Origin of the sequence: Pedobacter sp. KBW06 (genome assembly GCF_003852525.1) — a bacterium.
Taxonomy (GTDB): Bacteria; Bacteroidota; Bacteroidia; order Sphingobacteriales; family Sphingobacteriaceae; genus Pedobacter.
In genome coordinates this window covers 1,226,793-1,251,701 of record NZ_QAJL01000003.1, presented here as the reverse complement: position 1 = coordinate 1,251,701, position 24,909 = coordinate 1,226,793, and the positions used below count along the sequence as shown (strand labels likewise).

The window sequence follows — 24,909 nt, the reverse complement described above, 5'->3', positions numbered from 1 at the left end:
TTAAATCAATGGATTGTTGATTTCCTTTTGAAGAGAAAGCAAGTCTCCGCTTTGAATGTATTCATACTCAGATTCTAAAGCCTGAAGCACCATCAGGTGCGAAATCCAGTAAGCAAGGGTACTTTCTGCACCCTGGTTACGGTTTACGCCATGGGGCTGCAAACCATCGCCACAACCTTTGGTTTCGTGGTCATATAGCGGAAGGTGCAAGCTGTTTTCTCCCAGAAACCATTGGTAACACAAATACATTTCTTTGATGTAAAGGAGGTTTTGGGTAATCTCATAAGCCTTGAAGTACATCAATACCATGGCCATGGTTTCTATCGCCTGCTGGTCATATAATGCCATTTCCGGACCTTCCTTAAAGAGCCAGCCATCATTGCCCACCGGATTTAAATAGCCGTCGGCCAGTGTTTTTTTGGATAGAAAGGCCATGCTTTCCAAACCGATATCCAGAGCTTCCTGATCCTTGCTTACCTCATAGTAGGAAAATAAGGCAAGTGGAAGAATGCCATTGTCGTAGGTCATTTTTTCTTCAAACCAATGCCAGTCACCGGTCTTATGTGTTTTATACGATGCTTTCAAAGGAACCACCAGCAAGTCCATTTGTTCCCGGATATGCTCATCATAAGGATGTGCTTCCATGTATTTTGCCAATCCGATAATGGTGTTGGCAATCCCTCTCAGGTGCGTTAAGTTTTTAAAATGACTGGCAGATTTTAAGAAAAGATCTTTGGCAAATTCCCGGTAAGAATTGTTGGGCGCATTGCTGATGAGGTAGCCTAGTGCCCAGATCGTACGCCCGAAAGAATCTTCAGAGCCGACCTCATCCAGGTATTCTCTTTTAAAGCTCAGGAAGTTTCTGAAATTTCCGTCCTCAGACTGCATGTATTGAATGAAACTGAGGTAAATTGGAAGGAGATCCAGGGCAACTTTACTCTTATTTTGCTGATAGGCAAGAATGGCGAGAATCAGGGCCCGGGAATTGTCGTCCACACAATAGCCTTCTTTCAGATTGGGAATGCCATATTTAGCATGCTGTACAATTCCTGTATCGTCTGTCAGACGTCGGACATGGGCCAGACTAAACGCAGGCATCATATCCGGTTCAATGATTTGTTTTCCGTCTTTTTCCATTTCCGACAGGTATTTGGAAACAGCTTCGTCCAGTACATCGATAAAAACCTGTCCTGTACTTGGCCAGCGTAAATGCAATCCGTATTCGTAAGCATTGGATTTTAGCAATTGCAGTTTTTCTTTATCTGCAAACAATTCATTTACGATCAGGGCAAGTCCTTCCGAATCCCTGAAATCAAACAACCTTCCTCTGTCTTCGGCCAGTAGTTCCTGTGCATGCCAGTAGGGGGTAGAAATGACTGCCGCGCCTGAACCCACAGCATAAGATAAAGTTCCGCTCGTGATCTGCGCCTCATTAAGGTAGGGCGTGATGTACATATCGGTGGCAGTAAGGTAGTCGAACAGTTCTTCCTCAGAGACAAATTTATTGATAAAAGTAAGATTGGCTTCGACATTCAGCTTTTTTGCTAGCCGTTTTAAGCTGTCGCGGTATTCTTCACCAGAGTTTTTAACTACACCAGGATGAGTGGTTCCCAGAATCACATACATCACATCCGGATGTTGGGCAACAATGGCGGGTAAGGCTTCTATCACTGTTTCCAGGCCTTTGTTTCTGCTGATCAGGCCAAAGGTAAACAACACTTTCCTGTTTTTGAAGGCCAGTGATTGTTTTACCGGGTTTTCTGTTTTGGCTTCCAGGTCCGGAACGCCATGTTCTATCAGTTGTATTTTTGAAAAAGGAATTCCGTAGATACTGGTTAAAAATCCAATAGCCCTGTGGCTCATCACCACAATTCTGGAGGAGTGTTTTGCAATTTCCCTGATGATGGTCAGTTGCATATAATTGGGATCTTTTAAGATCGTATGAAAAATGGTGATCAGCGGTTTTTTTAACCGCGCAATCAATGGGAGAATATAAACGCCACTTTCACCTCCGTAAATCCCAAACTCATGTTCGAGTATACAGGCATCCGCAAGACTGGTATTGATATAATCGGCTGCACGGATGTAGTCTTTTTGGTTTTCCTGGCGGATGATGTATTTAACTTCTTTAGGATATTCATATTCATCTAAACCCTCGGAATCATTCATCGCCACTACAAAGCTATCGTCGGATACGGCAGCTTTATCATGGCCTATTGCACGAAGGAGGTTATGATTAAACGTAGCGATCCCACATTCACGTGGTGGATAAGAAGAAATATAAGCGATTTTCATGTATTTATTGATTTGATGACTGAGCCTTAATAACAATTCTAAATAAAAAAGGTTTGTTATTCCTGTCGTTTTATCTAATAAAATAGCTGAAATCTTAAACAAAACATTTTATATCTTTGTGGTTAACATTAATTTTGACATGAATACTGCTCCTTCCACGGGGAAAATGGTTGAAAATACTGTCTTCCCGATCCTCTTTGCCATTAGTTTTTCGCACTTATTAAACGATACCATTCAATCTCTGATTCCTGCCATTTATCCGGTGATTAAAGAAAGTTATCACCTCAGTTTTTCTCAAATCGGACTGATTACGCTGACCTTCCAGATGGCAGCTTCTCTGTTTCAGCCTTTTGTCGGGATGTATACTGATAAAAAACCACAACCTTATTCCCTGGCAATAGGTATGGGATTTACCTTGCTTGGTCTGGTAATTCTCTCTGTTTCCAGTGGTTTTTATATGATGCTTGCTTCCGTCGCTTTAATCGGAACGGGCTCCTCGATTTTTCATCCCGAAGCCTCCCGAATGGCACATGCTGCTTCAGGTGGACGAAGAGGATTGGCGCAGTCGATCTTCCAGTTGGGCGGAAATGCCGGTAGTTCCCTGGGACCACTGTTGGCCGCCTGGATCATTGTTCCTTATGGACAATTTAGCGTGATCTGGTTCTCATTGATCGCCTTACTGGCCATTCTGATTTTAAGCAGGGTAGGAAACTGGTACAAGGGTTATATGCTGAAAAAAGCGAAGCAAGGGGCCAAAGTAGAAACGGTAGTCAGTACGTTCTCCAGAAAGAAAGTGATTTTTGCGGTAGGGATCTTATTGGTGCTGATCTTTTCGAAGTATTTCTATATGGCCAGTCTGACGAGTTATTTTACCTTTTACGTGATAGATAAATTTCATGTGTCGGTTCAGAGCTCACAGATTTACCTGTTTGTATTCCTGTTCTCTGTGGCTGCGGGAACCTTGGTTGGCGGCCCGGTTGGGGATCGCTTTGGCCGTAAATATGTCATCTGGTTTTCCATCCTGGGAACAGCTCCTTTTGCATTAATGCTGCCTTATGCGAATTTATTCTGGACGGGCGTGCTGATTGTACCGATAGGGATGATCCTGGCTTCAGCCTTCTCTGCGATCCTGGTATACGCGCAGGAACTGATACCGGGTAAAGTCGGACTGGTAGCCGGCCTGTTCTTTGGTTTTGCTTTTGGAATGGGAGGGATCGGCTCTGCATTGCTGGGAAAACTGGCAGATGGAACGAGCATTGAATACGTATTCCATGTTTGTTCTTTCCTTCCACTGATCGGATTGCTGACGGGCTTCCTTCCTAATATTGAAGCGAAGAAATAAATCAGCAGATCATCGTGTTTCCGATTTGAACCCTATAAGACAGACAGGAAATTTTGTCGCAAAAAGGCCGGTGTTTTTAAAAACACCGGCCTTTTTTTTATGCATATCACTAAAAATGATAATTAAAGCCAAGTTTTGGATTAAATGTATTCAACCCGAAGTCAAAGGAATTTGTATTGCTTTTAGAATTTCCTTCTGCCACCATCCAATAAGTTCTTTTTTCAAAGCTGATCAGGGGAAAGGAAAATTCAATTGCCCATTTTTTTGAAGGAAAGAGCACCAGGCCTGGACTTAGCGCCGGACGATAAGTATTGAATTTATAGGCCAGACTCAAAGTGTTTCCATCCTCGTCGGTTTTCTTCGACTTTCCTGTCTCAAATAACATTTCCAGCTCTCCATAAAATTTTAGTGTTTCAGTTAGGCTTATATAATAACGGGCGAAGGGACTAATTCCATATCTATCGCTCTTTCCAAACGAAGTAAAGATGTCTGTGCTATTTTCATAATCACTTGTACGATATCTATTTTTGCCTGTTGTGTAATCTAATTTTGCGCCTATTGCAAAATTATTGTCAATGAAATAACCCATTTTAGGAGATATCGTTATAAAGTTTGACTTAGAGGTTGTTGGTCGGGATGAGCTTTTATTCTCGCTTGAGGAGTAGCCAATACTACCTCCCAATAAAAATGTACCCTTTTCTGTTTGTGCAATTGAAGTAAGGGTAAATGCGCTAATGGCTATGGTGATAATTAGTTTGATTTTCATATAAATGGTTTTATTGGTGTTTAATATGGATAATATGCCTTTTTGCAGCTTGTCAGGGCAAGACCGGAGCAGGCCAGTGAATTGATGAGTTAGCTGTTAAAAATGATAGTTTATGCCAATTGAGGGCTGAATTGTGCTCACACCAAAGTATAGATTGTCTGTGGTAAAATCGTCTGTGATCACTTGTCTATTGCCGGTTATTGAATAACTGGACCATTTGTATCGTTGATAGTTGAGCAGTAACGTGGAAAATTCAATAGCCAGTTTTTTTGTGGGGAAGAAAGCGAGGCCTGGTGCTAGAATTAGTCCGTAAGACTTATTTTGAGTTCCGTAGAAACTGTTATTTTGGTTTTCTCCTATTGATTTGCCTCTTTGATCACCTATAGTTGCTGAAAATGCGCCGAAGAATTTAAGTTTCGTGTTTAGGTTTACATAATAGCGAACAAAAGGGTTAATGTAAAGTCCTTCTTCCCGATACCCGCTACGGGCATATCGAAAAGGCTGTCCTTCGTTCTGAGTATATTCGACAAAAGGCTTTTGTCTGGAATAACCGTACGCGATTTTAAGGCCTATTGCAAAATTGTCACTGATAAAATAGCCAATTTGGGGGCCTATTGTAAAGCTATTCGTGCGGGGATACTTCTCGTCGGTTTTGTTGCTATTGAAGCTGAAATTTCCCCCCAACAGGAAATTTCCCTTTTCTGTTTGCGCGCGGGAACCGAGCGCGAGACCACATAACGCGGCCGCGATGATTAATTTTTTGTTCATACTATTGATTTCATTTGTGTCTAGCAATATTAGTTAAAATACGTTGAATTAAATATGCTATAATGAAAATAATATAAACAAATCATAAAAAAAGTCAGGACAATTAAGAGTCTTGCGAAACCTTAACTATCCTGACTATAAATTATGTTTTTTAAACTTATTTGTTATTTAAAAAGACAAATTTGTGATCAAATGTATCAAGTTTGATTTTACTGTCTTTATCTATCTTTCCGGACAATATTTCCTTAGATAGTTCGTTCAGAATCCTTTTCTGAATCACACGTTTTAGTGGCCTTGCTCCAAACTGGGGATCATAACCCAATTCTGCCAGCCAATCCAGCGCTTCTACAGAGGCCTCAATCTCGACACCCATCTCTGCCAGTGTATCCTGTACATGTTTGAACTGTAAGTCAACAATATTTCTGATTTCGCTGCGGTTCAATGGAGTGAACATGATCAGCTCGTCGATCCGGTTTAAAAACTCCGGCCTGATGGTTTGTTTTAACAATTCAAACAGCTCGCTTTTGGTCTTAGCAATTACTTCATCGCGGTTTTCATCATCCAGGCTTTTGAAGTTATCCTGAATCAAATGAGAACCGATATTGGAGGTCATAATGATAATCGTGTTTTTAAAGTTAACTACACGTCCTTTGTTGTCCGTTAAACGTCCATCATCCAATACTTGCAGCAGGATGTTGAACACGTCAGGATGGGCTTTTTCAATCTCATCCAGCAAGACTACAGAATATGGTTTTCTACGTACCGCTTCCGTTAATTGTCCGCCTTCATCATAACCCACATATCCCGGAGGCGCTCCGATTAACCTGGATACTGCATGACGTTCCTGATATTCACTCATATCTATCCGTGTCATGGCATTCTCGTCGTTGAATAAGAACTCCGCAAGCGCTTTAGCAAGCTCTGTTTTACCAACTCCGGTTGTTCCAAGGAAGATGAACGAGCCAATAGGCTTGCGCTTATCCTGTAATCCGGCCCTTGACCTGCGGATTGCATCCGAAATTGCTTCGATCGCTTCATCCTGACCTGCCACACGTTTGTGCAGTTCATCCTCCAGGTGAAGTAGTTTTTCCCTTTCACTGGAAACCAGTTTTGTTACCGGAATCCCTGTCCATCGTGCTACTACACCAGCAATATCATCCGCCGTCACTTCCTCTTTCAGCATCCTGCTTTCCGTCTGATGACCTGCGAGTTCAGCTTTTAGTTTTTCTACCTTGTCCTGTGCCTCTTTCACTTTTCCATAACGGAGCTCTGCCACCTTTCCATAATCACCCGCACGTTCCGCCTGTTCGGCTTCCAGTTTATAGTTTTCTATCTGCTCAATTTCTGCATTTATCCCATCTACCAGGTCTTTCTCACTTTGCCACTTCGCTTTCAATTCGTCACGTTCGGCAGACAGGTTGGCAATTTCCTCCCCAAGAGATTTTACTTTTTTATCGTCATTTTCTCTTTTGATCGCCTCACGCTCGATTTCCAGCTGCATAATTTTGCGCTCCAGTTCATCGACATTTTCAGGGACACTGTCCATTTCCAGTCTCAGCTTAGAAGCTGCCTCATCCATCAAATCGATGGCTTTATCCGGTAAAAAGCGGTCTGCTATATATCGTTGCGACAATTCTACCGCAGCAATGATCGCCTCATCTTTAATCCGCACCTTGTGGTGGGTTTCATAACGCTCCTTTAATCCGCGAAGAATAGAAATCGCATCCTGAGTATCCGGCTCATTGACCATTACCTTCTGGAAACGACGCTCCAAAGCTTTATCCTTTTCTAAATATTTTTGGTACTCATCTAAGGTGGTTGCGCCGATCGCACGCAATTCTCCACGTGCCAGTGCTGGTTTTAAGATATTTGCCGCATCCATAGCACCCTCGCCACCACCTGCACCTACCAAGGTATGGATCTCATCGATGAAAAGGATGATGTCTCCATCGCTTTGTGTCACCTCTTTTACCACTGCTTTCAAACGTTCTTCAAATTCCCCTTTATATTTAGCCCCTGCAATTAAAGCGCCCATATCTAAAGAGAAAACGGTCTTCGTTTTCAGGTTCGATGGAACATCCCCTTTGATGATCCGGAAAGCAATCCCCTCAGCGATGGCTGTTTTACCCACTCCGGGTTCACCAATCAGAATCGGATTGTTCTTGGTACGTCTCGAAAGGATTTGAATTACCCTGCGGATCTCCTCATCACGGCCAATTACGGGATCCAGTTTGCCTGATTCTGCATATTCATTCAGGTTTCTGGCATATTTATTCAAAGCATTATAAGTTGCTTCGGCATTCTGATCAGTTACATGACTCGAGCCTCTTAAAGCAACAATGGCTTTTTTCAGGTCTTTTTCTGTAACCCCCTGATCTTTTAATAATTTTGAAGTCTGGTCATTTACCGATAATAAACCCAATAATAAGTGTTCTACGGAAACAAACTCATCCTTAAATTCCTTAAGGTAAGACTGTGCTTTTTGTAAAGCACTATTGCTCCCTGAAGTTAAATACGGACTGCTGCCGGTCACTTTTGGAAATTTGGCAATCTGACTGTCTAAATGCTGACTTAACACATTTAGGTTTACGTTTAGTTTCTTTAAAACATAAGAAACTACATTTTCATCAACAGTAAGCAATCCCTTTAGGATGTGTGCTGTTTCAATAGCTTGTTGCTGATTGCCCTGAGCTATTTCAGAAGCCTGTTGAATCGCCTCCTGTGCTTTTATAGTAAAGTTGTTGAAGTTCATACCAGCAGATTAACAAAGTAAATGCCATATTGTTCTTTGAGGAAATATCGGAAATTATGTCGGGTGATTTTAATATTTGATGACTAATTGACTGATAAATAGCGACTTATGCTGAAAAAATGTCTTATAACTGCTTTATGTTCAGTTGTTTATATGTTTTTTGCTGATAAATCAGCTTCAGCAGTTTTACCGGAACTAAGGAAGTGCTGACAATTGCCAGAGAAAGTAGTCGGATTTTTTCCTGATCATTCTCAGAATTTTATCCGTATTTCCGATAATGATTGGATGTTAAAACCGGAAAGGCAATTAATTCTTCTTAAATTCGCGTCTTCAGAAAGATATTTCAATCGATCGATATGCTAACTCCCCTGGACAACTTTTATTTAAATAAGGAGGAACCGCTAAGAGGATGTTTTCTGGCTTTGAGAGACCTGATATTAAAACAGGACTCCAGGATAACTGCCGAATGGAAGTATGGCCTTCCTTTTTTCTATTTCAAAGGTAAAATGTACTGTTACCTCTGGATCCATAAAAAATACGGACAGCCTTATATCGGAATGGCCAATGGAAATAAGTTAGACCATCCCGAACTGCTGACAGAAAAGCGGGCGAGAATGAAAATACTTTTGATAGACCCGAATGAAGACCTGAATGTAAGTGTGATCGAAAGCATTTTACAACAGGCATTAAAATTAGATAGCCGAGATTAGATGAAGGAGTTTTTACGTTTATATTTAGATGCTTACCGGGGATTATCCGCACCAGCATGGATGCTGGCATTGGTGATGCTGATCAACAGAAGCGGAGCGATGGTGATTCCGTTCCTTGGCGTCTATATGATCAATCATTTGAGTTTTTCATTAGAAGATACGGGAACTGTTCTGAGCTGTTTCGGTATCGGTGCGGTAGCAGGCTCTTTTGCCGGAGGATGGCTGACGGACAAAGTCGGACATTTTAAGGTGCAACTGTTTAGTCTGATCCTAACCGTTCCTATGTTTTTCCTGCTTCCTGAACTCAATACAGTAATGAAACTGGCAATAGGTGTGTTTATGTTGAGCCTCATCTCTGAAACATTCAGACCGGCGAATTCGGTATCTATAGCCTACTATTCCAAACCTGATAACATCATCCGTTCCTTCTCACTGAACCGGATGGCGATGAACCTTGGTTTTTCTATCGGACCGGCACTGGGAGGCTTCCTGGCTGCAATTTCTTATACCTTTTTGTTTTACGGAAATGCCATTGCCGCATTCTTCTCGGCCATCCTGTTTTTTATATATTTTAGAAATAGAAAAGGAAATGAAAAGAAAGCTGCAGAGACACCTGTAGAAGAAACGGAACTGAAAGAACGTTCTCCTTATAAAGATATTCTTTTCATGCTGTTCAGTATCCTTTGCTCCATTTTTACCATCTGCTTTTTCCAGCTTTTAAGTACACTTCCCCTGTATTACAGAGAGGTCTATCAGATGACCGAAGCAAACATTGGTGTAATCCTGGCCTTTAGTGGGGTGGTGGTCTTTCTGTTGGAAATGCTGCTGGTTCACATCGCAGAAAAACGGTTGTCGCCGAGGGATATCATTGTTCTGGGAACTTTGCTCTGTGGTTTTTCTTTTTTGATTCTTAATCTGGCGCATGGAATGTGGGTCTTATATACGGCGATGTTTGTGCTTTGCCTGGCCGAAATTCTGGCGATGCCATTCATGGCAACGATCACTTTGCAACGCTCTACCATAAAAACGAGAGGTGCCTATATGGGCATCAACGCACTTTCTGTTTCCGCAGCCCATGTGTTTTCTCCATTTGTAGGAACACGCGTAGCCGCAGTATATGGCTTTCCTGTATTGTGGTGGGGAACGGCAATTGTACTGTTGCTGACCTCCATCGGATTTTTCTTTGTGATGAAGAGAATGAAGCTAAATACCATTAAATAACCCCCTTAAATCTTAATCTCCTGATGCAGTCCTTTTCGCGCATGCTTAGACATGCTATGCTTTTCCTGTTCGTTCTATGTTTTTTTCAAGCCTCTGCACAAAAGATCCGGGTCTGTTCCTGGAACCTGAAAGATTTTGGTCAGTCCAAAAGTGATGAGGAGATTGGTTATATTGCCAGTGTAGTCAAAAGCTTTGATGTCCTGGCGATTCAGGAGGTAGTGGCCGGTTATGGTGGCCCAAAGGCAGTCATCAGACTGGCAGAAGCGTTAAACCAAAGCGGAACGCAATGGGAGTGTACCTTTAGCCACGGGACTTCCAGCGACCGGTACAGTAAGGAAAGGTATGCCTTTATCTGGAAGAGTGCTAAGCTCCAAAAAGTAGGAGAGGCCTGGCTGGAAAAGGAATATAATTTGCTGATCGACAGAGAGCCTTATTTTGCCAGGTTCAGGGCAGGAAAGAAAACCTTTACGCTGAGTTCTTTCCATGCACGCCCAAAATCCAAACAACCGGAGATGGAGATTAAATATTTCAAATTCCTTCCCGACCTCTACCCAAATGACCTCCTGATCTTTTGTGGGGACTTTAACCTTCCCCAATCACATACCGTGTTTAATCCTTTGAGAAAGATGGGCTATACTTCAGCATTGGTCAAACAGAAAACCTCTCTTAAACAGCGCTGTATTAACGACAACTGTCTGGCCTCAGAATATGATAATTTCTATTACCCGGAAGATAAACTGAAAGTCAGCGATACGGGGATTGTTCATTTTTACAGGGATTTTACGGAGTTGAAAGCAGCAAGGAAAATCTCTGATCATGTGCCGGTTTATCTGGAGTTCTCCCTGAATTAGAAGACAGGGGTAACAATTTCTGTTCCTGGTTGATATGAAAGTATAAACCAAGAACCACAACCATGAAGAAGTTGATCTCCTCTCTCGCCGGCATTCCTTTTTCTGTCCTGGCCCAACAGTTTCCTGAAGCTCCAATGTGCTTTTATGCGCTGAAAACACTGATTTCTGTCCTCCTGTCTGATAAAGGTTACCGCAGTATCGTAGCCATGGACCTCAAGACCCATGCCTGTCAGTTTAATGCAGAGCAACCGATCTTAATTACCAAAGTAGGGTATCAGGCCTGGAAGCCGGGAATTACTTACCGGATCTCTTTATGGCAGGTGGGGAAGACGAAGGCATTGGGGACTTGCCTGGTAAAGCCGGAGCATACTTCTTCTATTCAGTTCTTTACGCTCAAAAATCCTGTGGAGATTTACCCGGAACAAACCTATTACATCAGCCGGACTTACGTAGCTGGGGGACCATACCACAACATGACCGATTATGTCGGCTGGTTAAGCAATAAAGAAGGCGCACCGGTATATCCCTTAAAACAGGACGTCGTTACTTTTTCTAACGGTTTCTTTAGTAATGAACATAATCCGGTACTGAGCGATGGGATCTCTGACATCAGTACACGCAGCTTATTGCCTTTGATCGACTTCGAATATCATTATTAAGAAATAATGATTTTTTAATGTCCTTTCTGTCAGTGTGGGCATCACCAAACTTGATAGAGATTTCCCCGCAGATGTGATACTACCCAATGCAAATCCTGACCACATTAAAGATCTTCCTAACCGTTGGCTACCACCTGACGGGAATAAAAATCAGACTAAAAAAGAAGCGGCTGCCCTCAACAGGCAGCCGCTTCTTATATTTTAAAAAAAATGATTTTACTTCAATACTTCTGCAAGTCTTTCTGTCTGATGATTTGCTAATTTCTGCAGTGGACCTGCGGCCAGCATTTTCATCATCATATTCAAATCTGCAGTAATAATATGTTTAGCGGTAGTACCACCATTGCCATTGTCTGCAACTGTCCATTTCAACTCCAGATCAAAAGGGGCTTTCTCCGTAGGAATAGCCGTTAATTCTTCATTCTCTACGCGGTTAGAAATTTTAATCGCCAACTTGGCCATATTCTGAATGGTAAAGCTTGCTTCATCATTGGTGGATGACCAGTTGTAGATGTTTTCAGGCATCAATTGCTGATGGTTGTTTAAATCAGCTAAAAATGCATAAACTGTGGCTACAGGCTGGTTGATCTCAGTAGTACTCTCGATAACTGTCATTATATGATCTTAGGTTAGTTGTTCTAATTCTTTTCCCCAGTCTGAAGGGTTTCTACGCCATTTGGCCAATAGATCTACATCGTTTTGAGCAATGAAGCTATGTTCAGCAGCATATTCAATCAATGTATTGTAATTAGATAAAGTAGCGAAACGACATTTGGCAACTTTAAAGTTTTCTTCTGCCTGGTCAAGACCATAGGTGAAAATAGATACCAAACCAGCTACGGAAAGACCTGCATTTCTCAATGCTTCCACAGCCTGTAAGCTGCTTTTTCCTGTAGAGATCAGATCTTCTACCACTACTACGCGCTGTCCTTCCACAATTTCTCCTTCAATCAGACTTCCGGTGCCGTGTTCTTTTGCTTTAGCTCTTACATAAGCAAAAGGCAATCCCAGCTCCTGAGCAACAAGAACCCCCTGAGGGATACCTGCAGTAGCTACACCCGCAATCAGATCTACGGAACCAAATTCTTCCTGGATCAATTGCGTCAGCTTCTGTCTGATGTATGTTCTTACTGAGGGATGGGAAAGTGTAACTCTATTATCGCAATAAATAGGAGATTTCCAACCCGAAGCCCATGTAAATGGATTGTTAGGCTGTAACTTTATTGCTTTTATTTGTAATAAAAATTCAGCTACCTTTAATTCAATATCACTTTTATTATACATGCTCCAAAATTACAGAATTTCATACGTTTGTCCTAGCACTACTTTCAGTAATGTGAGAAATATCGCTTAAAAATCCTCGTTTAAATATTTCTTATTTAGCGTCAAATGTCGGGATTTATTGTTGGGAAGAAAAGCTGTTTTTTGCCATCCTTTGAGAATCAGCATCATAAGAACTAAAATAGCGGTTTATGGGGATCCAGAGAGAATAGTAATTGCCTTTAATGGAAAATTGAATAAATATTTATAGTTTTAAAAACTCAAATATCCAGGTGATTTTGTAGAATTTTCCATTGAAAACCCCTTTAGAATGCTATTCAAAGGGGTCTGTTATTTCTATGGGAATTTTAAAGGCCTGTTATTAAAACCATTTTGAGCGTTTATCATGAAGAATTATAGAATTTATATCAACGACAATACCCTGTTTATTGCCGATTCCGCACCTAAACAGGAGAAAGAAATTCAGCAAATCGACGTTCAGAATTTTGATTTCAAGCAGCTTTATAAAAGCATTCCGTCCGATAGTAAGAAAGATTATTTATTATTGGATGCAAATCCGCAGGCGGTATTCAAAAAGATTAAAAATAGCCTTACCCTCATTAAAGCCGCAGGTGGCCTGGTAAAAAGTGCCAAAGGAAATTACCTGTTTATCTTCAGGAACAAGAAATGGGACCTGCCCAAAGGGAAAGTCGAGAAAGACGAAAAGATGAAAGAAGCCGCACTGAGGGAAGTAGAAGAGGAATGTGGCGTGAAAATTTATACCAATGATGAAAAGCTATGTAAAACCTATCACGTATATACGATAGGCAGTAAAGTGGTTTTAAAGAAAACCAACTGGTACAGTATGACGGTCAAAGGAGAACCCAAATTGATTCCCCAAAAGGAAGAAGGCATTACCAAAGCCAGCTGGTTGAGTACAGCTGAACTTGCACCGGTGCTGAGTAATACTTACCCTTCCATCGTCCAGGTTCTGGAAGCTGGTGCGCTATTAAAGGAAAGCGATAGCGTCCTTGGGTAAAAAAGGGCTTACATCTCCGTTGTTTCGCAGGATATCTCTGACAATTGTAGAACTGATTGCAGAGTATTCCGGCTTACTCAGAATAAAAATGGTTTCCATTTCAGGCATCATGGTCTGGTTGATTTGTGCGATGGCACGTTCATACTCAAAATCACCTACAGACCGGATGCCACGAACCATATATTGCGCGTTGATCTTTCTGCAGAAATCAACCGTTAGCCCCTCATAAAGCTGTACCTCAACTTTAGGCTCATGAACAAAGACTTTTCTAACAATCTCTTCGCGTTTTTCTGCGGAAAGAAAACCCTGTTTGGAGCTGTTCAATCCAATCCCAACCACCACTTTATCGAAAAGAGGTAAGGAACGCTTCAGAATGTCAACATGGGCAATGGTAATGGGATCAAATGATCCCGGAAACAAGGCAATCTTCATATTATGTTGTTTTTTCAAAGAAACTGAATGAGGAATTACCATACCTTCTGGTTTCCTTAAACCCAGGCTGGTCCTTTAACTTCAATAACGATGGATGTTCTACGATTAACAGTCCGTTATCCGATAACAGGTTGTTTTTCATGACTAGCTGAGGGATCAATGGGATCGTAGGCAGGTCATATGGAGGATCAGCAAAGATGATCTGATAAGATTTGGTATGCGATTCCAGAAACTTGAATACATCGGCCTTCTGTACATCGATCGTGTCAAGCCCATGTTTGGCAATGACAGACTTTACCCAGTAAATACAACCCGAATGTTTGTCGACTGCGGTCACCTTTCTGATTCCACGGGACGCAAATTCAAAACTGATGTTCCCTGTGCCGCAAAAAAGATCGAGCACATCGCAGCTGTCGAAATCATAGGTATTATAAAGGATATTAAAAAGTGCTTCTTTGGCCATATCTGTTGTAGGCCTTACGGGTAAGCTTTCCGGGGCATTGAAACGGATGCCTTTCAATGTACCGCCAATTATTCGCATAGGTCAAGGGCTAGCAGGCTGCTATAGTAATGAGCAGGCATGTCGTCTAAAATTTTGTGATCTACCTGATCACTTAAGGGGGTAATGAAACTGATGTTTCTAAAGTATTTCTCAATACATTGATAATAATGATCGTTTTCATGGACGATACCACTCAGCTGAACATTGCTCTCTTTGGTATTGAGTTGAAGCTGGTTGATGATAAACAGCAGGTAATAGTTAAATTCTTCGGCGTTGGCCACTTCATAATAATTGCGGAAGATCAGTTTTTCGCCTTCCGTCACAACGGCATTAAAAGAAGAAGCGGTGAAATCAAGAATCAATGATTTCTGCTGCTGCTCTTTGCTCATTGCCAGTACCGGGGCGAGCTGATCATACAGCTTGCAGCTGAGCAGTGAATCTGCCAGCGTCTCATCTATAAAACGGTGTAAAGTAAAGATCGAAGTAAAGCCATAACTGCTAAATGGCCTGATATATAAGTTGTCCGACTGCTCTTCTGTGAAAAATTTAGCATATTGATCCAGATTGTGCGTGTCAAACAGGTCATTCGGAATAGAAATGGAGTTTTCTGTATATACAGCCACTTTAATCTCCTTGAAGGCAAGGTTTAAATAGCTGTCGTTTTTTAATTTTGCAGAAAGGGCCTGGGGAATATGATTGCATTCCTGCTGGTCGTATACTGCTTTTAACTGATTGCTGGTTTTATCGATAATTGCATAGGAAAAGCTATCTGCTGTAATCTTTAACAATAAATTGCAGTCTGGCGCAGTACTAGGATCAAATTCCGGATCGACTAATAATATGCTGTTTTTATGGCTCATCTAGATCAAATTATTTAAGATCAAAATTAATCCTTTTTTCTATAACATCACCATTGCATCTTTGTTAAATGGATAAAGCATCAATTATTGCGCAATCTTATGCATTTACACCAACGGCCGAACAGCTTGTTTTTTGCAGAGAGATGGCTTCCTTCCTGACCCAAAGACTGGATGATCAATGTTTTATATTGAGGGGCTATGCGGGAACGGGAAAAACAACTTCTGTAGCGGCTTTGGTGAAGGCACTGCCTAAATTCGGATTGAAAGCAGTTTTGCTGGCACCAACGGGGCGTGCCGCGAAGGTGATGAGCAATTATACGGGTCTGAAAGCACTCACGATCCACAAGAAAATCTATAGAAAACGCTCGGCAGTATCCACGGACATGTCTTTTCAGATTGCACCGAATATTGCCGAACATACCTTGTTTATCATTGATGAGGCCTCCATGATTGCAGACGAATGGAATACCCAGACAGGCTCTTCCTTTCTGAAAGACCTGATGGAATATGTATATAATGCTAAAAACTGTGCGGCTGTATTTGTCGGGGATACGGCGCAGCTGCCTCCGGTGGGGAGCATCGACAGTCCGGCTTTGAATAAAGATTATGTAGCTTCCAATTTCGGAATGGACGTAAGAGCGGTGGAGCTGAAAGAAGTGGTCCGACAGGAAAAAGAATCAGGAATTCTGGCCAATGCCACCATGCTGCGCCAATTAATTAACGAAGAACAAGAGGAAGACAGTAGCCTGGAACTCCCTCAGTTTATCACTAAGGATTACAAAGACATCTTCAGGATGACGGGGCTAAAACTGGTCGAAGGACTGGAATATGCCTACCATAAATTCGGAATCGAAAATTCACTGGTGGTTTGCAGGTCCAACAAATCGGCAAATGTCTACAACCAGCAAATCCGTGCCCGCTTGCTTTACCGGGAAGAAGAGTTAACGGGAGGGGATCAGATCATGGTGGTGAGGAACAACTATTTCTGGCTCCCGGACAATGAATCCGCAGCTTTCATCGCCAATGGCGATATGGCAAAAGTACTGCGCGTAAGGGGCGAAGAAGAACGGTATGGCTTCCGGTTTTCTGAAGTGCTGCTGGAGTTTATGGACTTTCCGGATGCAGGACAAATTACCTGTAAAGTGATGCTGGATACCCTGACAGCCGAAACGCCAAACCTCTCTTACGAACAAAGCAATAAGCTCTTTGAAGGACTCAATGAGGATTATGAACACATTACCAATAAAAGGGAACGCTTTAAAGCGATCAAGGAAGATCCCTATTATAATGCACTTCAAATCAAGTTCGCCTATGCCGTGACCTGTCATAAGGCGCAGGGTGGGCAATGGGATGCCGTCTTTGTTGATCAGGGCTATCTGACAGAGGATATGATCGACCTTGATTTCCTGCGTTGGTTATATACCGGCGTAACAAGAGCGAAAAGAGAATTATTTTTAGTAAATTTTGCCCCTAACCTTTTTTCTTCTCCTTTAGAAGAATAATCGTCAGCTAACCTAGTATTAAATGATATGAAATTTGCTTATTCTATAAAACAGAAAATGAAAATCGCCACACTCCTGTTTGCAATTATGGCGTGTATGATCTTGATCAGAATTTTAGAGGATAAGAGTGTGAAAAGCATGAACGAATCGTTCGTGTCCATGTATAACGATCGCCTGGTACCGGCTACAGATCTGTTTTATATTGCAGAAAATATTTTTGCTAAAAAATATGCGCTGGATAGCTTCCTCTATTCCGGTAAGCTGTCCCAACCTGATGCCGCAGGATTAAAAGAACAGTTTAGCTCTTTCAACAAGACAATAGATTCCCTGCTGAAAAAGTATGAGAAAACTTTCCTGGTCAAAAAGGAAAAACAGCAACTCGCAGAATTAAAGAACCGCTTAATGGGCTTAATTGCCGCAGAACAACATGTAATGGCGCTCAGTCTTAGCCATACCCTGGAAGATGGCAGGAAATTGTACGAAACGATAGGAAGAGAAAATGGTTTGAAAACGATGGAAAAGCTGACCGATCTGATGAACATTCAGACGCAGGTAGGACAGGAACTGATCCAGAGTTCCGCGTCCATGGTTTCCAGAAGTAAACTATATTCCACCCTGCAGATTGCCCTGGCGGTCCTGATCGGTATACTGATCGTAGGGATTATCTCCGCTTCTAACGTGGTGCAGGTCAGAAATGATAAGTTCAACCTGAATTAAATAAGTAACATTTATTTTACTTAGCTTTGGTTTAACGGCAATCAAAAGAAGGGGGATCTTTTTAAATGGAAAATAAAGGACAGCACGAGCTCCAGGGAGAACGTATGCTGCTTCAGGATGCCGCTACGGGTAATCGTGAAGCATTTGCGGCAATTTATAAGTTTTATCTCCCGAGATTATATAAATATATTTATCCCTTCGTAAATTCTTCCAGAGCGGATACAGAAGAAATTCTCCACGATCTGTTTATGAAGGTCTGGGAGCGAAAAGAGGAACTTTCCCGTATCAGCTCTTTTAACAGTTACCTGTACCGTATGGCCAGAAACCGGCTGGTTAACATCTATGAACATGGCAAAGTAAAACAAAAAGCAATTGATTATATCAGCAGCCATAGTGATGCTGTTGGAAATCAGGCCGATGAACCCTTCATCAGTGCCCAGTACAATAAACTGGTACAAAATGCAGTCAATCTTCTGCCACCAAAACGTAAACAGGTATTTGAAATGAGTGTGTACCAGGAAATGTCGCATGATGAAATTGCTGCGGAATTGCAGATTTCTAAGTCTATGGTGAAAAAACAACTCTATTCCGCAGTCCGGTACCTTAAGGAATACCTACGCGTCCACGCGGATTTAACAGCGATCATCCTATGCTGTTCGGCAGTTTTTAAGATCAAATAATAAATATTTTTATTTTTTTTCATTTGGAGGTGTCTAATTGTAAAGGCTTGCTGTCTTACTCTTAAACGGCCCCATTAAATGAACCGACAAGAGACCAAAGAACTGCTGGAACAATTGGCAACAGGTGAACTGAATGCTGAACAAAATGCTGCTTTTCAGAAATTGCTTCAGCAAGCTGATCAGAAGGCGTACTTGTCCATTCTGAAGCTTTGGGAGGAAGTGCTGACCCGGCATCCGGGCGTCGAAATCCCGGACGGCAGTCTGATCCAAAGGATAGAACGGAGTCTGGATCAGGAGGCCCCGGTTATCCGCTTGTACCAAAAGGAAGAGCAGAGGGCTAAGCCCTCCCGGAAAACTTACCTGGCCATTGCCGCGAGTTTGTTGCTGATGGTTGCTGCCGGATTATTCTTTTATCCCCCTCAACAGCAGAAACCGGAAACCAGGAATGCGTCTATAGGGCTTAATGACGTGGCTCCGGGTGGAAATAAAGCCATTTTAACGCTGGCAGATGGAAAAGTCATCGACCTGGATTCTGCAAAAACGGGCACCATCATCAGTCAGTCGGGGCTCCGCATTACCAAAACGAAAGACGGGCAGCTGATTTATAATTCTGCCCCGGTTTCAGAAGAAGATCCAACAAGATACAATACGATTTCCACACCCAGAGGCGGACAATACCAAATCAACCTTCCCGATGGCAGTGCCGTCTGGCTGAATGCCGCCTCCACTTTAAAGTTTCCTGTTTTATTTACCGGAAAAGAACGTCAGGTGGAGCTCAATGGGGAAGCCTATTTTGAGATTGCAAAAAATAAAGACAAACCTTTTATGGTACTGTGCAAACAGCAAAGTGTAGAGGTTCTGGGTACACATTTTAACATCAATAGTTATGATGACGAAGAGGGGACAAGGACCACACTGCTGGAAGGAAGTGTAAAGGTGACGAGTACCTCTAATCAACGTCAGGTCATCCTTAAACCCGGACAACAGGCTCAGCTGGATGGAAATACTTTTCTGCTGAAAGAGGTGGATGCCGAAGAGAGCATGGCCTGGAAAAACGGATTCTTTGTATTCAATGCCGAGAGTATCCCTGCTGCAATGAGAAAAATTGCACGTTGGTATGATATGGAGGTCGTGTACGAAGGCAATATTGGAGATCAGGACCTTGCAGGTTCAGTATCCCGTTTTCAAAATGTATCTGAAGTGTTGAAAACACTGAAATTAACAGGAATAGTTCATTTTAAAGTAGAAGGAAGGAGAATTACAGTTATCGCAAACTAATACGATAGCATCAATAAAACCGCATAAATATGAACTAACCACTCATATCAAAAAATCATCTGCCTGTGAAAAGCAATTGATCAACTCACCTAAACCAACAACATATGAAGAAATAGATACGCCCCACCTACATGGCGATCCGGAGAAAAAGCCGGGAAGTGCTTCGAACCACCTCCCGACAAAGGTCTGGGATCAGCCAAATGAATTTCTGAAGACCATTTAATTTCAACCCAAACTATACAAAAGTATGAATAAAAATATTCATTGCCGGTCGGCGTATGAAAACAGTCGGCTGCGCATAAAAAAACAAATCATCATGCGCATAAAAATGACCGTTGTGTTAATGATTACCGCTTTTTTACAGGTTAGCGCAAGCGGATTTGCTCAAAAAATCACCTTGTCCGAAAAGAATGCCTCCCTGGAGCTACTCTTCGTGAAAATAAGAAAACAAAGTGGTTTTACCTTCCTGTATAGCCCTAAATTAATAAAAGAAGCCAGGCGGGTGACGCTTCGGGTAACCGACGAATCCCTGAATTCCGTACTGGAGAAGTGTTTCGAAGGGCAACCTTTAACTTATGCGATCAATCAAAACACGATTGTGGTTAGAAAGAGGGAAGAAGAATCCGGTAACACCATTACCACCGCAAAAATAATTACCGGAAAAGTCGTAGATACGAAGGGATTGCCACTCCCGGGCGTAAATGTCCGGGTAAAGAACAGTAAAAAAGGAACTTTTACTGATGGCTCAGGAAGTTTTAGCCTGAGCGTGGAGGATACGGATATACTGGTGTTTAGTTCCTTAGGTTATAAGCCTAAAGAAGTACCGGTGAAAGGAGAGGATAAGCTGAAAATTACCCTGCTGGAAGATCAGTCTCAGTTAGATGACGTAGTAGTGATCGGTTACGGAGAGCAATCTAAATTAAAAGTAACGGGGTCGATCTCCTCTGTCAGCGGAGAAAAACTGATGAATAAACCGCATGCAACGATAGAAAATATGTTGCAGGGATTGGTTCCAGGACTATTGGTGCAGAACAATACGGGCTTGCCGGGGGGAAGAAGTAATATCCAGGTGAGGGGCTTAGCTGCCGTTTCCAGGGACGCCAATTCTAACATTGTAAGTCCGCCTTTATTTGTGATTGATGGAGTGCCAATGGAACAGGATAATTTCAATGCCTCCAATCCTAACCAGTCGCTCACGAGTTTACTGGCAGGGATCAACCCTTACGATGTAGAGTCTATCGACGTATTGAAGGATGCTTCCTCTACTGCCATCTATGGTTCAAGGGGAGCAAATGGAGTGATCATGATCAAAACCAAAAGAGGAAAAATCGGAAAACCAGTTGTTGCAGTGAATGCGCAGTTTGGCTTATCTACTACACCCGAATTAAGGGCTACAATTGGTGGAAATGCAGAAAGGGGTCAGAAAATCAGGCTTTGGGATACTTACCAGAAAATTACCCAGGAAGGAAATCTCGGTTCGGCAGGAAACCCGAAAAACTCTTATGGCTATTTGGGAGTAGAACTGACCGACAGCTTAAATTCATTTTATAACAACTCTACCGACTGGCAGGGAATTTTATTCAAAAATGCGCTGTTTAAAAATGTAAACCTGGGCATTAGCGGAGGAACTGAAAATGCCAACTACAGAGTGGGCGCTGATTATTATGATGAAACCGGGGTAGTGGTTGGGTCTGGATTTAAAAGATACGCCTTAAGTTATACAGGACAGTTCAATCCAACACCCGGATTGAGTATTTCAGGGCAGGCAATTTTGAATCAGGTAGATGCGAGTGCAAAAAGAGGCGCCAACAACCTGGCTTCGGTGATTGGGAATGATTTTACCTCTTCTTTATTTCCTTCTCCGCAGAGCGGCTATTTCAGCCGCTATCTGGATGCCTACAATAAATCGGTTAACCTGAACCTGAGCAGAATGGTGCTTGGTAAACTGGAGGCTTCTTATGATATCCTGAAATGGCTGAACTTAACTTCACGCGCTTCTGCAACTTATAATTTTGACCGCCAACGGGGCTTTACGCCCTCGCAGGCAGCGAGCAACGGGCTGACTTCTGCTTCCTACTATTCTGCTGAAACACTCAACCTTTTAAGTGAAACCTATCTGAGGGCACACCATACCTTTAACAACGTACACTCTTTTGATTTCGTGGTGGGAAACTCCATCAATGTCAGTACATTTGATGCGATTACCGGATCCGGTAAGAACGGGCCAAGTGATGCCCAGCAAGTGATTTCAGGTTATCCTCAAACGGATATTTTCCTGGGAACAAACAATACCAATTATGGTGCTTTGGGCTATTACAGTCGTCTGACCTACGATTACAAGGCTAAATATATTCTTCAGCTGGCCATGAGAGGCGACGGTTCCTCTAAATTTGGTAAAGACAACAGATGGGGTTACTTTCCTTCCGCTTCGGTAGGCTGGATTTTTTCTAAAGAATCATTTTTCGAGAAATTGGCAGGCAGCTGGTTTAACCTCGGTAAAGTGCGTGGAAGCTATGGCCGGGCAGGTAAGCAATATGACGACAGCTATCTGGCTGTAGGTAAGTATAACGCCAATCTGACCTATGGAGGTGTATCGATCCTTGCCCCAAACTATGAAGGTTCAAACGGAATTCCCCTCCCTGATTTAACCTGGGAAAGTTCTGTAAACTATGGCGGGGGACTTGATCTGGAGTTGTTTAACGGACGTTTAACAACAACCTTTGATTATTACTATAAGAAATCGGACAACTTCCTGTTTGATGATCCTTTGCCTAGTACAAGTGGTTTCAGTAAGCGATTTATCAATGGTGGTGCAGTTTCAAATAAAGGTTTTGATCTGGGAATAACGGTATATACCTTGCCTGTGAACAATGCCTTCCAGTACAACATCACTTTAAATGCTTCAAAAAATAAAAACACCTTGCTCAAACTTCCTGAATTTGGAAGAAGTATCAGCAGGGGGGCAACAGGACCTTATTTACAGATCGGCAGACCATTGAATGGTTTCTATCTCTATGAGTATATGGGGGTATATAAGTCGAATGATGAAGTGCCGATTAACCAGTATACCGGAGCAAAACTGCGTTCCATCTATAAAAATGTAGGTAGTTTTGGTGGTTCTTACCAGGCTGGAGACATCATTTTCAAAGATCAGAATGGTGACGGACTGATTCGCCTGGACGACGACGATTATTCGGATAAGGTGTATATGGGAGATCCGAACCCTAAAGTATACGGAAGTTTAAACCACTCTTTTCGTTATGCCTTCAAATCCGGTTCAGCCATTCAGCTGGATGTCTTTATGACCTATTCTATCGGAAATAAAGTCCTCAATAAGACACTAAACGACCGTTTAAGAAGCATAGGCTGGGAAGGTGGAGGTAACCTGAACTTTCCCGGAGGACAAAGAAACTTCGTAGACATTTCCAAATATGACATCTGGACCCCTTCAAATCCGGATGCGAAATATCCAACGATCAATCCCTGGAGAAAAGATCAGGTCAACTACGATTTTATCGGAAATTATATCGGTAACAGTAGCTTGTTTCTCGAAGACGGCAGCTTTCTCAGACTGAGGAACATCAGTTTCTCTTATGATTTTTCACAGAAATTTATCAAACGTTTTAATGGCAGAAGACTGCGGGTTTTTGCCAGTGTAGATAATTTACTGCTGCTGACCAAATATTCCGGAGTTGACCCGGAGAATGTCGATTACTATGGTGTAGAACAGGGAAACGGATACCCAATTCCTAAGAAGTTTAACATCGGATTTAATTTTGAATTGTAAATATTTAATGTCAATGACCATGATCAAACATAAGTACCCAAAATTAGGGTTAATGATAATAGGGCTGTTTTTTATCATCACATCCTGCAAAAAAATTATTGATAGAGACATCATTCAAAGTCCAACTGAAGCCAATGCCTTTAAAACACCGGCCGACATCAACCACGGGGTGGCAGGAGCTTATGCCATACTGAGGACTTTTCTTCCGGATCAGGTCTTTTTATTTGGAGACATTCAGGGGGAAAATTTCAATAAGGCTAAAAATGGCGGATCCAGACTGGAAACGGACCTGCAAAGAAGAAGTGGTGTGGGAGATTTATATCAGGCAGGAGCAGGAAACTGGAATGGCTATTATAAAACAATTGCACAGTGTAACCTGCTGCTGGAAACTATTCCAAAAATTAGCGGATATCAGGTCAATGAAAAAGAAAGGTATATCGGTGAAGCGAAGTTCATCAGGGCATTGTGCTATTTCTATCTGGCCCGTTTGTATGGAGATGTCCCATTGAGCACAAAGGCAGTGGAAATTACCAATATTCCACGTGCTCCCCAGGAAGAGGTGTTTAAGCTGATTAATGAGGACCTGGATGTCGCGATCGCGAGTTTGCAAAACAACTATACCGAAAAGTCAACCAGGGCAACAAAAGGAGCCGCTGCTGCGATCAAAGCGCATGTGATGGGCTGGTTACGTAAGTACGATGAATGTGAAAAACTATGTAACACCGTGATCACCGGAGGAACTTATAGTCTGGTACAGGATTCTGCAGCACTGATCTCGATTTTTATCGGCAAGTCGCAGGAGGGAATCTTTGAGCTTGATTTTGACTCAAGAAACAATGAGTTGCAAAGAAATAAAGTGTACGGCAGAACACTTGGACGTCCATGGTATAAAGATCAGAGTGATGGTGGTGGTGGAACTGATGATTATGTCCTGGGTTTTACCCCTGCAAACAGGGCTTTGTTGTTCCCTACAGGAGTAAGGGATACGCGCAGAGATGTATGGTTTATCAAGGATACCTGGACTAAAGAAATTCTTTTTTTCGGAAAGTACCGCACACTTAAAGCTCAGGGAGATACCGCGTCCCAGAACATCAATGAATCGAATATCGTCATTACCCGCCTTGCAGATGTGATCCTGCTTCGTGCAGAAGCATTGGAGGCCCTTGGCAGACCGGGAGAGGCCATTACCGAATTGAATAAAATCCGGAACAGGGCAAAAAGACCGGTATATACCAGTGGTGGAGTGCTGGCAGATACCATTCTGATCGAACGTAGAAAAGAGTTGATTGGTGAAGGGCATTATTTCTTTGACCTGGTCAGAACGAGAAAAATGGCCAAATACCATAGTAAAATCAAGCAGGCAGACTGGTATGAAGCAGGTGCATGGCTATTGCCATTAACCGCAGCAAATATAGCGGCGAGTAATTTTGTACTTACTCAAAACAGCTTCTGGAGATAAATCCTGAGCCTGCCATGAAATCCATTGAA

General features: G+C 42.3%; 21 protein-coding genes. 12 read left to right on the top strand and 9 right to left on the bottom strand.

Going from position 1 to position 24,909, the window contains the following annotated elements:
* The gene (locus DBR43_RS20030; RefSeq protein ID WP_124584023.1) at positions 1 to 2,295 is read right to left on the bottom strand and encodes a glycosyltransferase family 4 protein; all 2,295 of its coding nucleotides are present in this window, start codon (positions 2,293 to 2,295) and stop codon (positions 1 to 3) included.
* Positions 2,296 to 2,434: 139 nt separating this feature from the next.
* On the opposite strand from DBR43_RS20030, the gene DBR43_RS20025 reads away from it, so the two are divergent.
* The gene (locus DBR43_RS20025; RefSeq protein ID WP_124584021.1) at positions 2,435 to 3,637 is read left to right on the top strand and encodes an MFS transporter; all 1,203 of its coding nucleotides are present in this window, start codon (positions 2,435 to 2,437) and stop codon (positions 3,635 to 3,637) included.
* A gap of 109 nt (positions 3,638 to 3,746) precedes the next feature.
* Here the strand turns inward: DBR43_RS20025 and DBR43_RS20020 are convergent, their stop codons facing one another.
* The 3 genes from DBR43_RS20020 to clpB all read right to left on the bottom strand — a co-directional run bounded on the left by DBR43_RS20020 (position 3,747) and on the right by clpB (position 7,923).
* Complete coding sequence (locus tag DBR43_RS20020; RefSeq protein WP_124584019.1) at positions 3,747 to 4,403, bottom strand: outer membrane beta-barrel protein; 657 nt, start codon at positions 4,401 to 4,403, stop codon at positions 3,747 to 3,749.
* 96 nt (positions 4,404 to 4,499) lie between these two features.
* The gene (locus DBR43_RS20015) at positions 4,500 to 5,171 is read right to left on the bottom strand and encodes an outer membrane beta-barrel protein (protein ID WP_124584017.1); all 672 of its coding nucleotides are present in this window, start codon (positions 5,169 to 5,171) and stop codon (positions 4,500 to 4,502) included.
* 157 nt (positions 5,172 to 5,328) lie between these two features.
* Positions 5,329 to 7,923 (bottom strand): ATP-dependent chaperone ClpB, encoded by a 2,595-nt coding sequence (gene clpB, locus DBR43_RS20010; protein WP_124584014.1) that lies wholly within the window; start codon positions 7,921 to 7,923, stop codon positions 5,329 to 5,331.
* Positions 7,924 to 8,279: 356 nt separating this feature from the next.
* On the opposite strand from clpB, the gene DBR43_RS20005 reads away from it, so the two are divergent.
* The 4 genes from DBR43_RS20005 to DBR43_RS19990 all read left to right on the top strand — a co-directional run bounded on the left by DBR43_RS20005 (position 8,280) and on the right by DBR43_RS19990 (position 11,364).
* Positions 8,280 to 8,633: a DUF1801 domain-containing protein gene (locus DBR43_RS20005; RefSeq protein ID WP_124584012.1), complete on the top strand. Its 354-nt coding sequence runs from the start codon at positions 8,280 to 8,282 to the stop codon at positions 8,631 to 8,633.
* The gene (locus tag DBR43_RS20000; RefSeq protein WP_124584010.1) at positions 8,634 to 9,854 is read left to right on the top strand and encodes an MFS transporter; all 1,221 of its coding nucleotides are present in this window, start codon (positions 8,634 to 8,636) and stop codon (positions 9,852 to 9,854) included.
* Between the two features lie 23 nt (positions 9,855 to 9,877).
* Positions 9,878 to 10,705, top strand: coding sequence for an endonuclease/exonuclease/phosphatase family protein (locus tag DBR43_RS19995; RefSeq protein WP_199757093.1), 828 nt, complete (start codon positions 9,878 to 9,880; stop codon positions 10,703 to 10,705).
* A gap of 62 nt (positions 10,706 to 10,767) precedes the next feature.
* Positions 10,768 to 11,364 carry a DUF4082 domain-containing protein gene (locus DBR43_RS19990; RefSeq protein WP_124584008.1) on the top strand — a complete coding sequence of 199 codons (597 nt, stop codon included), beginning with the start codon at positions 10,768 to 10,770 and terminating at the stop codon, positions 11,362 to 11,364.
* Positions 11,365 to 11,580: 216 nt separating this feature from the next.
* Here DBR43_RS19990 and DBR43_RS19985 read toward each other — a convergent pair whose 3' ends face one another.
* Together DBR43_RS19985 and pyrE are read right to left on the bottom strand one after the other, a co-directional pair.
* On the bottom strand, positions 11,581 to 11,979 hold the full coding sequence (locus DBR43_RS19985) for an SRPBCC family protein (protein WP_074605989.1): 399 nt from the start codon (positions 11,977 to 11,979) through the stop codon (positions 11,581 to 11,583).
* Between the two features lie 9 nt (positions 11,980 to 11,988).
* On the bottom strand, positions 11,989 to 12,648 hold the full coding sequence (gene pyrE / locus DBR43_RS19980) for an orotate phosphoribosyltransferase (protein ID WP_124584005.1): 660 nt from the start codon (positions 12,646 to 12,648) through the stop codon (positions 11,989 to 11,991).
* Between the two features lie 382 nt (positions 12,649 to 13,030).
* Between pyrE and DBR43_RS19975 the strand changes: the two genes are divergently transcribed.
* Entirely contained in the window at positions 13,031 to 13,663 is a 633-nt protein-coding gene (locus tag DBR43_RS19975; protein ID WP_124584003.1) for an NUDIX hydrolase, read from the top strand.
* Here the strand turns inward: DBR43_RS19975 and coaD are convergent.
* From coaD to DBR43_RS19960, 3 genes are read right to left on the bottom strand one after another with little or no spacing between them, the layout of a single operon-like run.
* Positions 13,634 to 14,095 carry a pantetheine-phosphate adenylyltransferase gene (gene coaD / locus DBR43_RS19970; RefSeq protein WP_124584001.1) on the bottom strand — a complete coding sequence of 154 codons (462 nt, stop codon included), beginning with the start codon at positions 14,093 to 14,095 and terminating at the stop codon, positions 13,634 to 13,636. The two genes, DBR43_RS19975 and coaD, sit on opposite strands and share 30 nt — an antisense overlap.
* Position 14,096: 1 nt before the next feature.
* Complete coding sequence (locus tag DBR43_RS19965; protein WP_124583999.1) at positions 14,097 to 14,636, bottom strand: RsmD family RNA methyltransferase; 540 nt, start codon at positions 14,634 to 14,636, stop codon at positions 14,097 to 14,099.
* Positions 14,627 to 15,457 (bottom strand): DUF3822 family protein, encoded by an 831-nt coding sequence (locus DBR43_RS19960; RefSeq protein WP_124583997.1) that lies wholly within the window; start codon positions 15,455 to 15,457, stop codon positions 14,627 to 14,629. The genes DBR43_RS19965 and DBR43_RS19960 overlap by 10 nt, the downstream gene beginning before the upstream one ends.
* 68 nt (positions 15,458 to 15,525) lie before the next feature.
* Between DBR43_RS19960 and DBR43_RS19955 the strand changes: the two genes are divergently transcribed.
* The 6 genes from DBR43_RS19955 to DBR43_RS19930 all read left to right on the top strand — a co-directional run bounded on the left by DBR43_RS19955 (position 15,526) and on the right by DBR43_RS19930 (position 24,880).
* On the top strand, positions 15,526 to 16,959 hold the full coding sequence (locus tag DBR43_RS19955; protein ID WP_124583995.1) for an ATP-dependent RecD-like DNA helicase: 1,434 nt from the start codon (positions 15,526 to 15,528) through the stop codon (positions 16,957 to 16,959).
* A 27-nt stretch (positions 16,960 to 16,986) separates the two neighbouring features.
* Entirely contained in the window at positions 16,987 to 17,676 is a 690-nt protein-coding gene (locus tag DBR43_RS19950) for an MCP four helix bundle domain-containing protein (protein ID WP_124583993.1), read from the top strand.
* A 65-nt stretch (positions 17,677 to 17,741) separates the two neighbouring features.
* Positions 17,742 to 18,356 (top strand): RNA polymerase sigma factor, encoded by a 615-nt coding sequence (locus DBR43_RS19945; RefSeq protein ID WP_124583991.1) that lies wholly within the window; start codon positions 17,742 to 17,744, stop codon positions 18,354 to 18,356.
* Between the two features lie 78 nt (positions 18,357 to 18,434).
* Positions 18,435 to 19,634: a FecR family protein gene (locus DBR43_RS19940; RefSeq protein WP_124583989.1), complete on the top strand. Its 1,200-nt coding sequence runs from the start codon at positions 18,435 to 18,437 to the stop codon at positions 19,632 to 19,634.
* Positions 19,635 to 19,881: 247 nt separating this feature from the next.
* Positions 19,882 to 23,421 (top strand): TonB-dependent receptor, encoded by a 3,540-nt coding sequence (locus DBR43_RS19935; protein WP_124583987.1) that lies wholly within the window; start codon positions 19,882 to 19,884, stop codon positions 23,419 to 23,421.
* Between the two features lie 52 nt (positions 23,422 to 23,473).
* Positions 23,474 to 24,880, top strand: a complete 1,407-nt coding sequence (locus tag DBR43_RS19930; RefSeq protein ID WP_158622554.1) for a RagB/SusD family nutrient uptake outer membrane protein — start codon at positions 23,474 to 23,476, stop codon at positions 24,878 to 24,880.
* Positions 24,881 to 24,909: the final 29 nt, after the last annotated feature.

Bases quoted from the DNA above. Each gene is read 5' to 3' on its own strand.
- DBR43_RS20030 (WP_124584023.1), bottom strand. From the start codon at position 2,295: ATGAAAATCGCTTATATTTCTTCTTATCCACCACGTGAATGTGGGATC.
- DBR43_RS20025 (WP_124584021.1), top strand. From the start codon at position 2,435: ATGAATACTGCTCCTTCCACGGGGAAAATGGTTGAAAATACTGTCTTC.
- DBR43_RS20020 (WP_124584019.1), bottom strand. From the start codon at position 4,403: ATGAAAATCAAACTAATTATCACCATAGCCATTAGCGCATTTACCCTT.
- DBR43_RS20015 (WP_124584017.1), bottom strand. From the start codon at position 5,171: ATGAACAAAAAATTAATCATCGCGGCCGCGTTATGTGGTCTCGCGCTC.
- clpB (WP_124584014.1), bottom strand. From the start codon at position 7,923: ATGAACTTCAACAACTTTACTATAAAAGCACAGGAGGCGATTCAACAG.
- DBR43_RS20005 (WP_124584012.1), top strand. From the start codon at position 8,280: ATGCTAACTCCCCTGGACAACTTTTATTTAAATAAGGAGGAACCGCTA.
- DBR43_RS20000 (WP_124584010.1), top strand. From the start codon at position 8,634: ATGAAGGAGTTTTTACGTTTATATTTAGATGCTTACCGGGGATTATCC.
- DBR43_RS19995 (WP_199757093.1), top strand. From the start codon at position 9,878: ATGCAGTCCTTTTCGCGCATGCTTAGACATGCTATGCTTTTCCTGTTC.
- DBR43_RS19990 (WP_124584008.1), top strand. From the start codon at position 10,768: ATGAAGAAGTTGATCTCCTCTCTCGCCGGCATTCCTTTTTCTGTCCTG.
- DBR43_RS19985 (WP_074605989.1), bottom strand. From the start codon at position 11,979: ATGACAGTTATCGAGAGTACTACTGAGATCAACCAGCCTGTAGCCACA.
- pyrE (WP_124584005.1), bottom strand. From the start codon at position 12,648: ATGTATAATAAAAGTGATATTGAATTAAAGGTAGCTGAATTTTTATTA.
- DBR43_RS19975 (WP_124584003.1), top strand. From the start codon at position 13,031: ATGAAGAATTATAGAATTTATATCAACGACAATACCCTGTTTATTGCC.
- coaD (WP_124584001.1), bottom strand. From the start codon at position 14,095: ATGAAGATTGCCTTGTTTCCGGGATCATTTGATCCCATTACCATTGCC.
- DBR43_RS19965 (WP_124583999.1), bottom strand. From the start codon at position 14,636: ATGCGAATAATTGGCGGTACATTGAAAGGCATCCGTTTCAATGCCCCG.
- DBR43_RS19960 (WP_124583997.1), bottom strand. From the start codon at position 15,457: ATGAGCCATAAAAACAGCATATTATTAGTCGATCCGGAATTTGATCCT.
- DBR43_RS19955 (WP_124583995.1), top strand. From the start codon at position 15,526: ATGGATAAAGCATCAATTATTGCGCAATCTTATGCATTTACACCAACG.
- DBR43_RS19950 (WP_124583993.1), top strand. From the start codon at position 16,987: ATGAAATTTGCTTATTCTATAAAACAGAAAATGAAAATCGCCACACTC.
- DBR43_RS19945 (WP_124583991.1), top strand. From the start codon at position 17,742: ATGGAAAATAAAGGACAGCACGAGCTCCAGGGAGAACGTATGCTGCTT.
- DBR43_RS19940 (WP_124583989.1), top strand. From the start codon at position 18,435: ATGAACCGACAAGAGACCAAAGAACTGCTGGAACAATTGGCAACAGGT.
- DBR43_RS19935 (WP_124583987.1), top strand. From the start codon at position 19,882: ATGAATAAAAATATTCATTGCCGGTCGGCGTATGAAAACAGTCGGCTG.
- DBR43_RS19930 (WP_158622554.1), top strand. From the start codon at position 23,474: ATGATAATAGGGCTGTTTTTTATCATCACATCCTGCAAAAAAATTATT.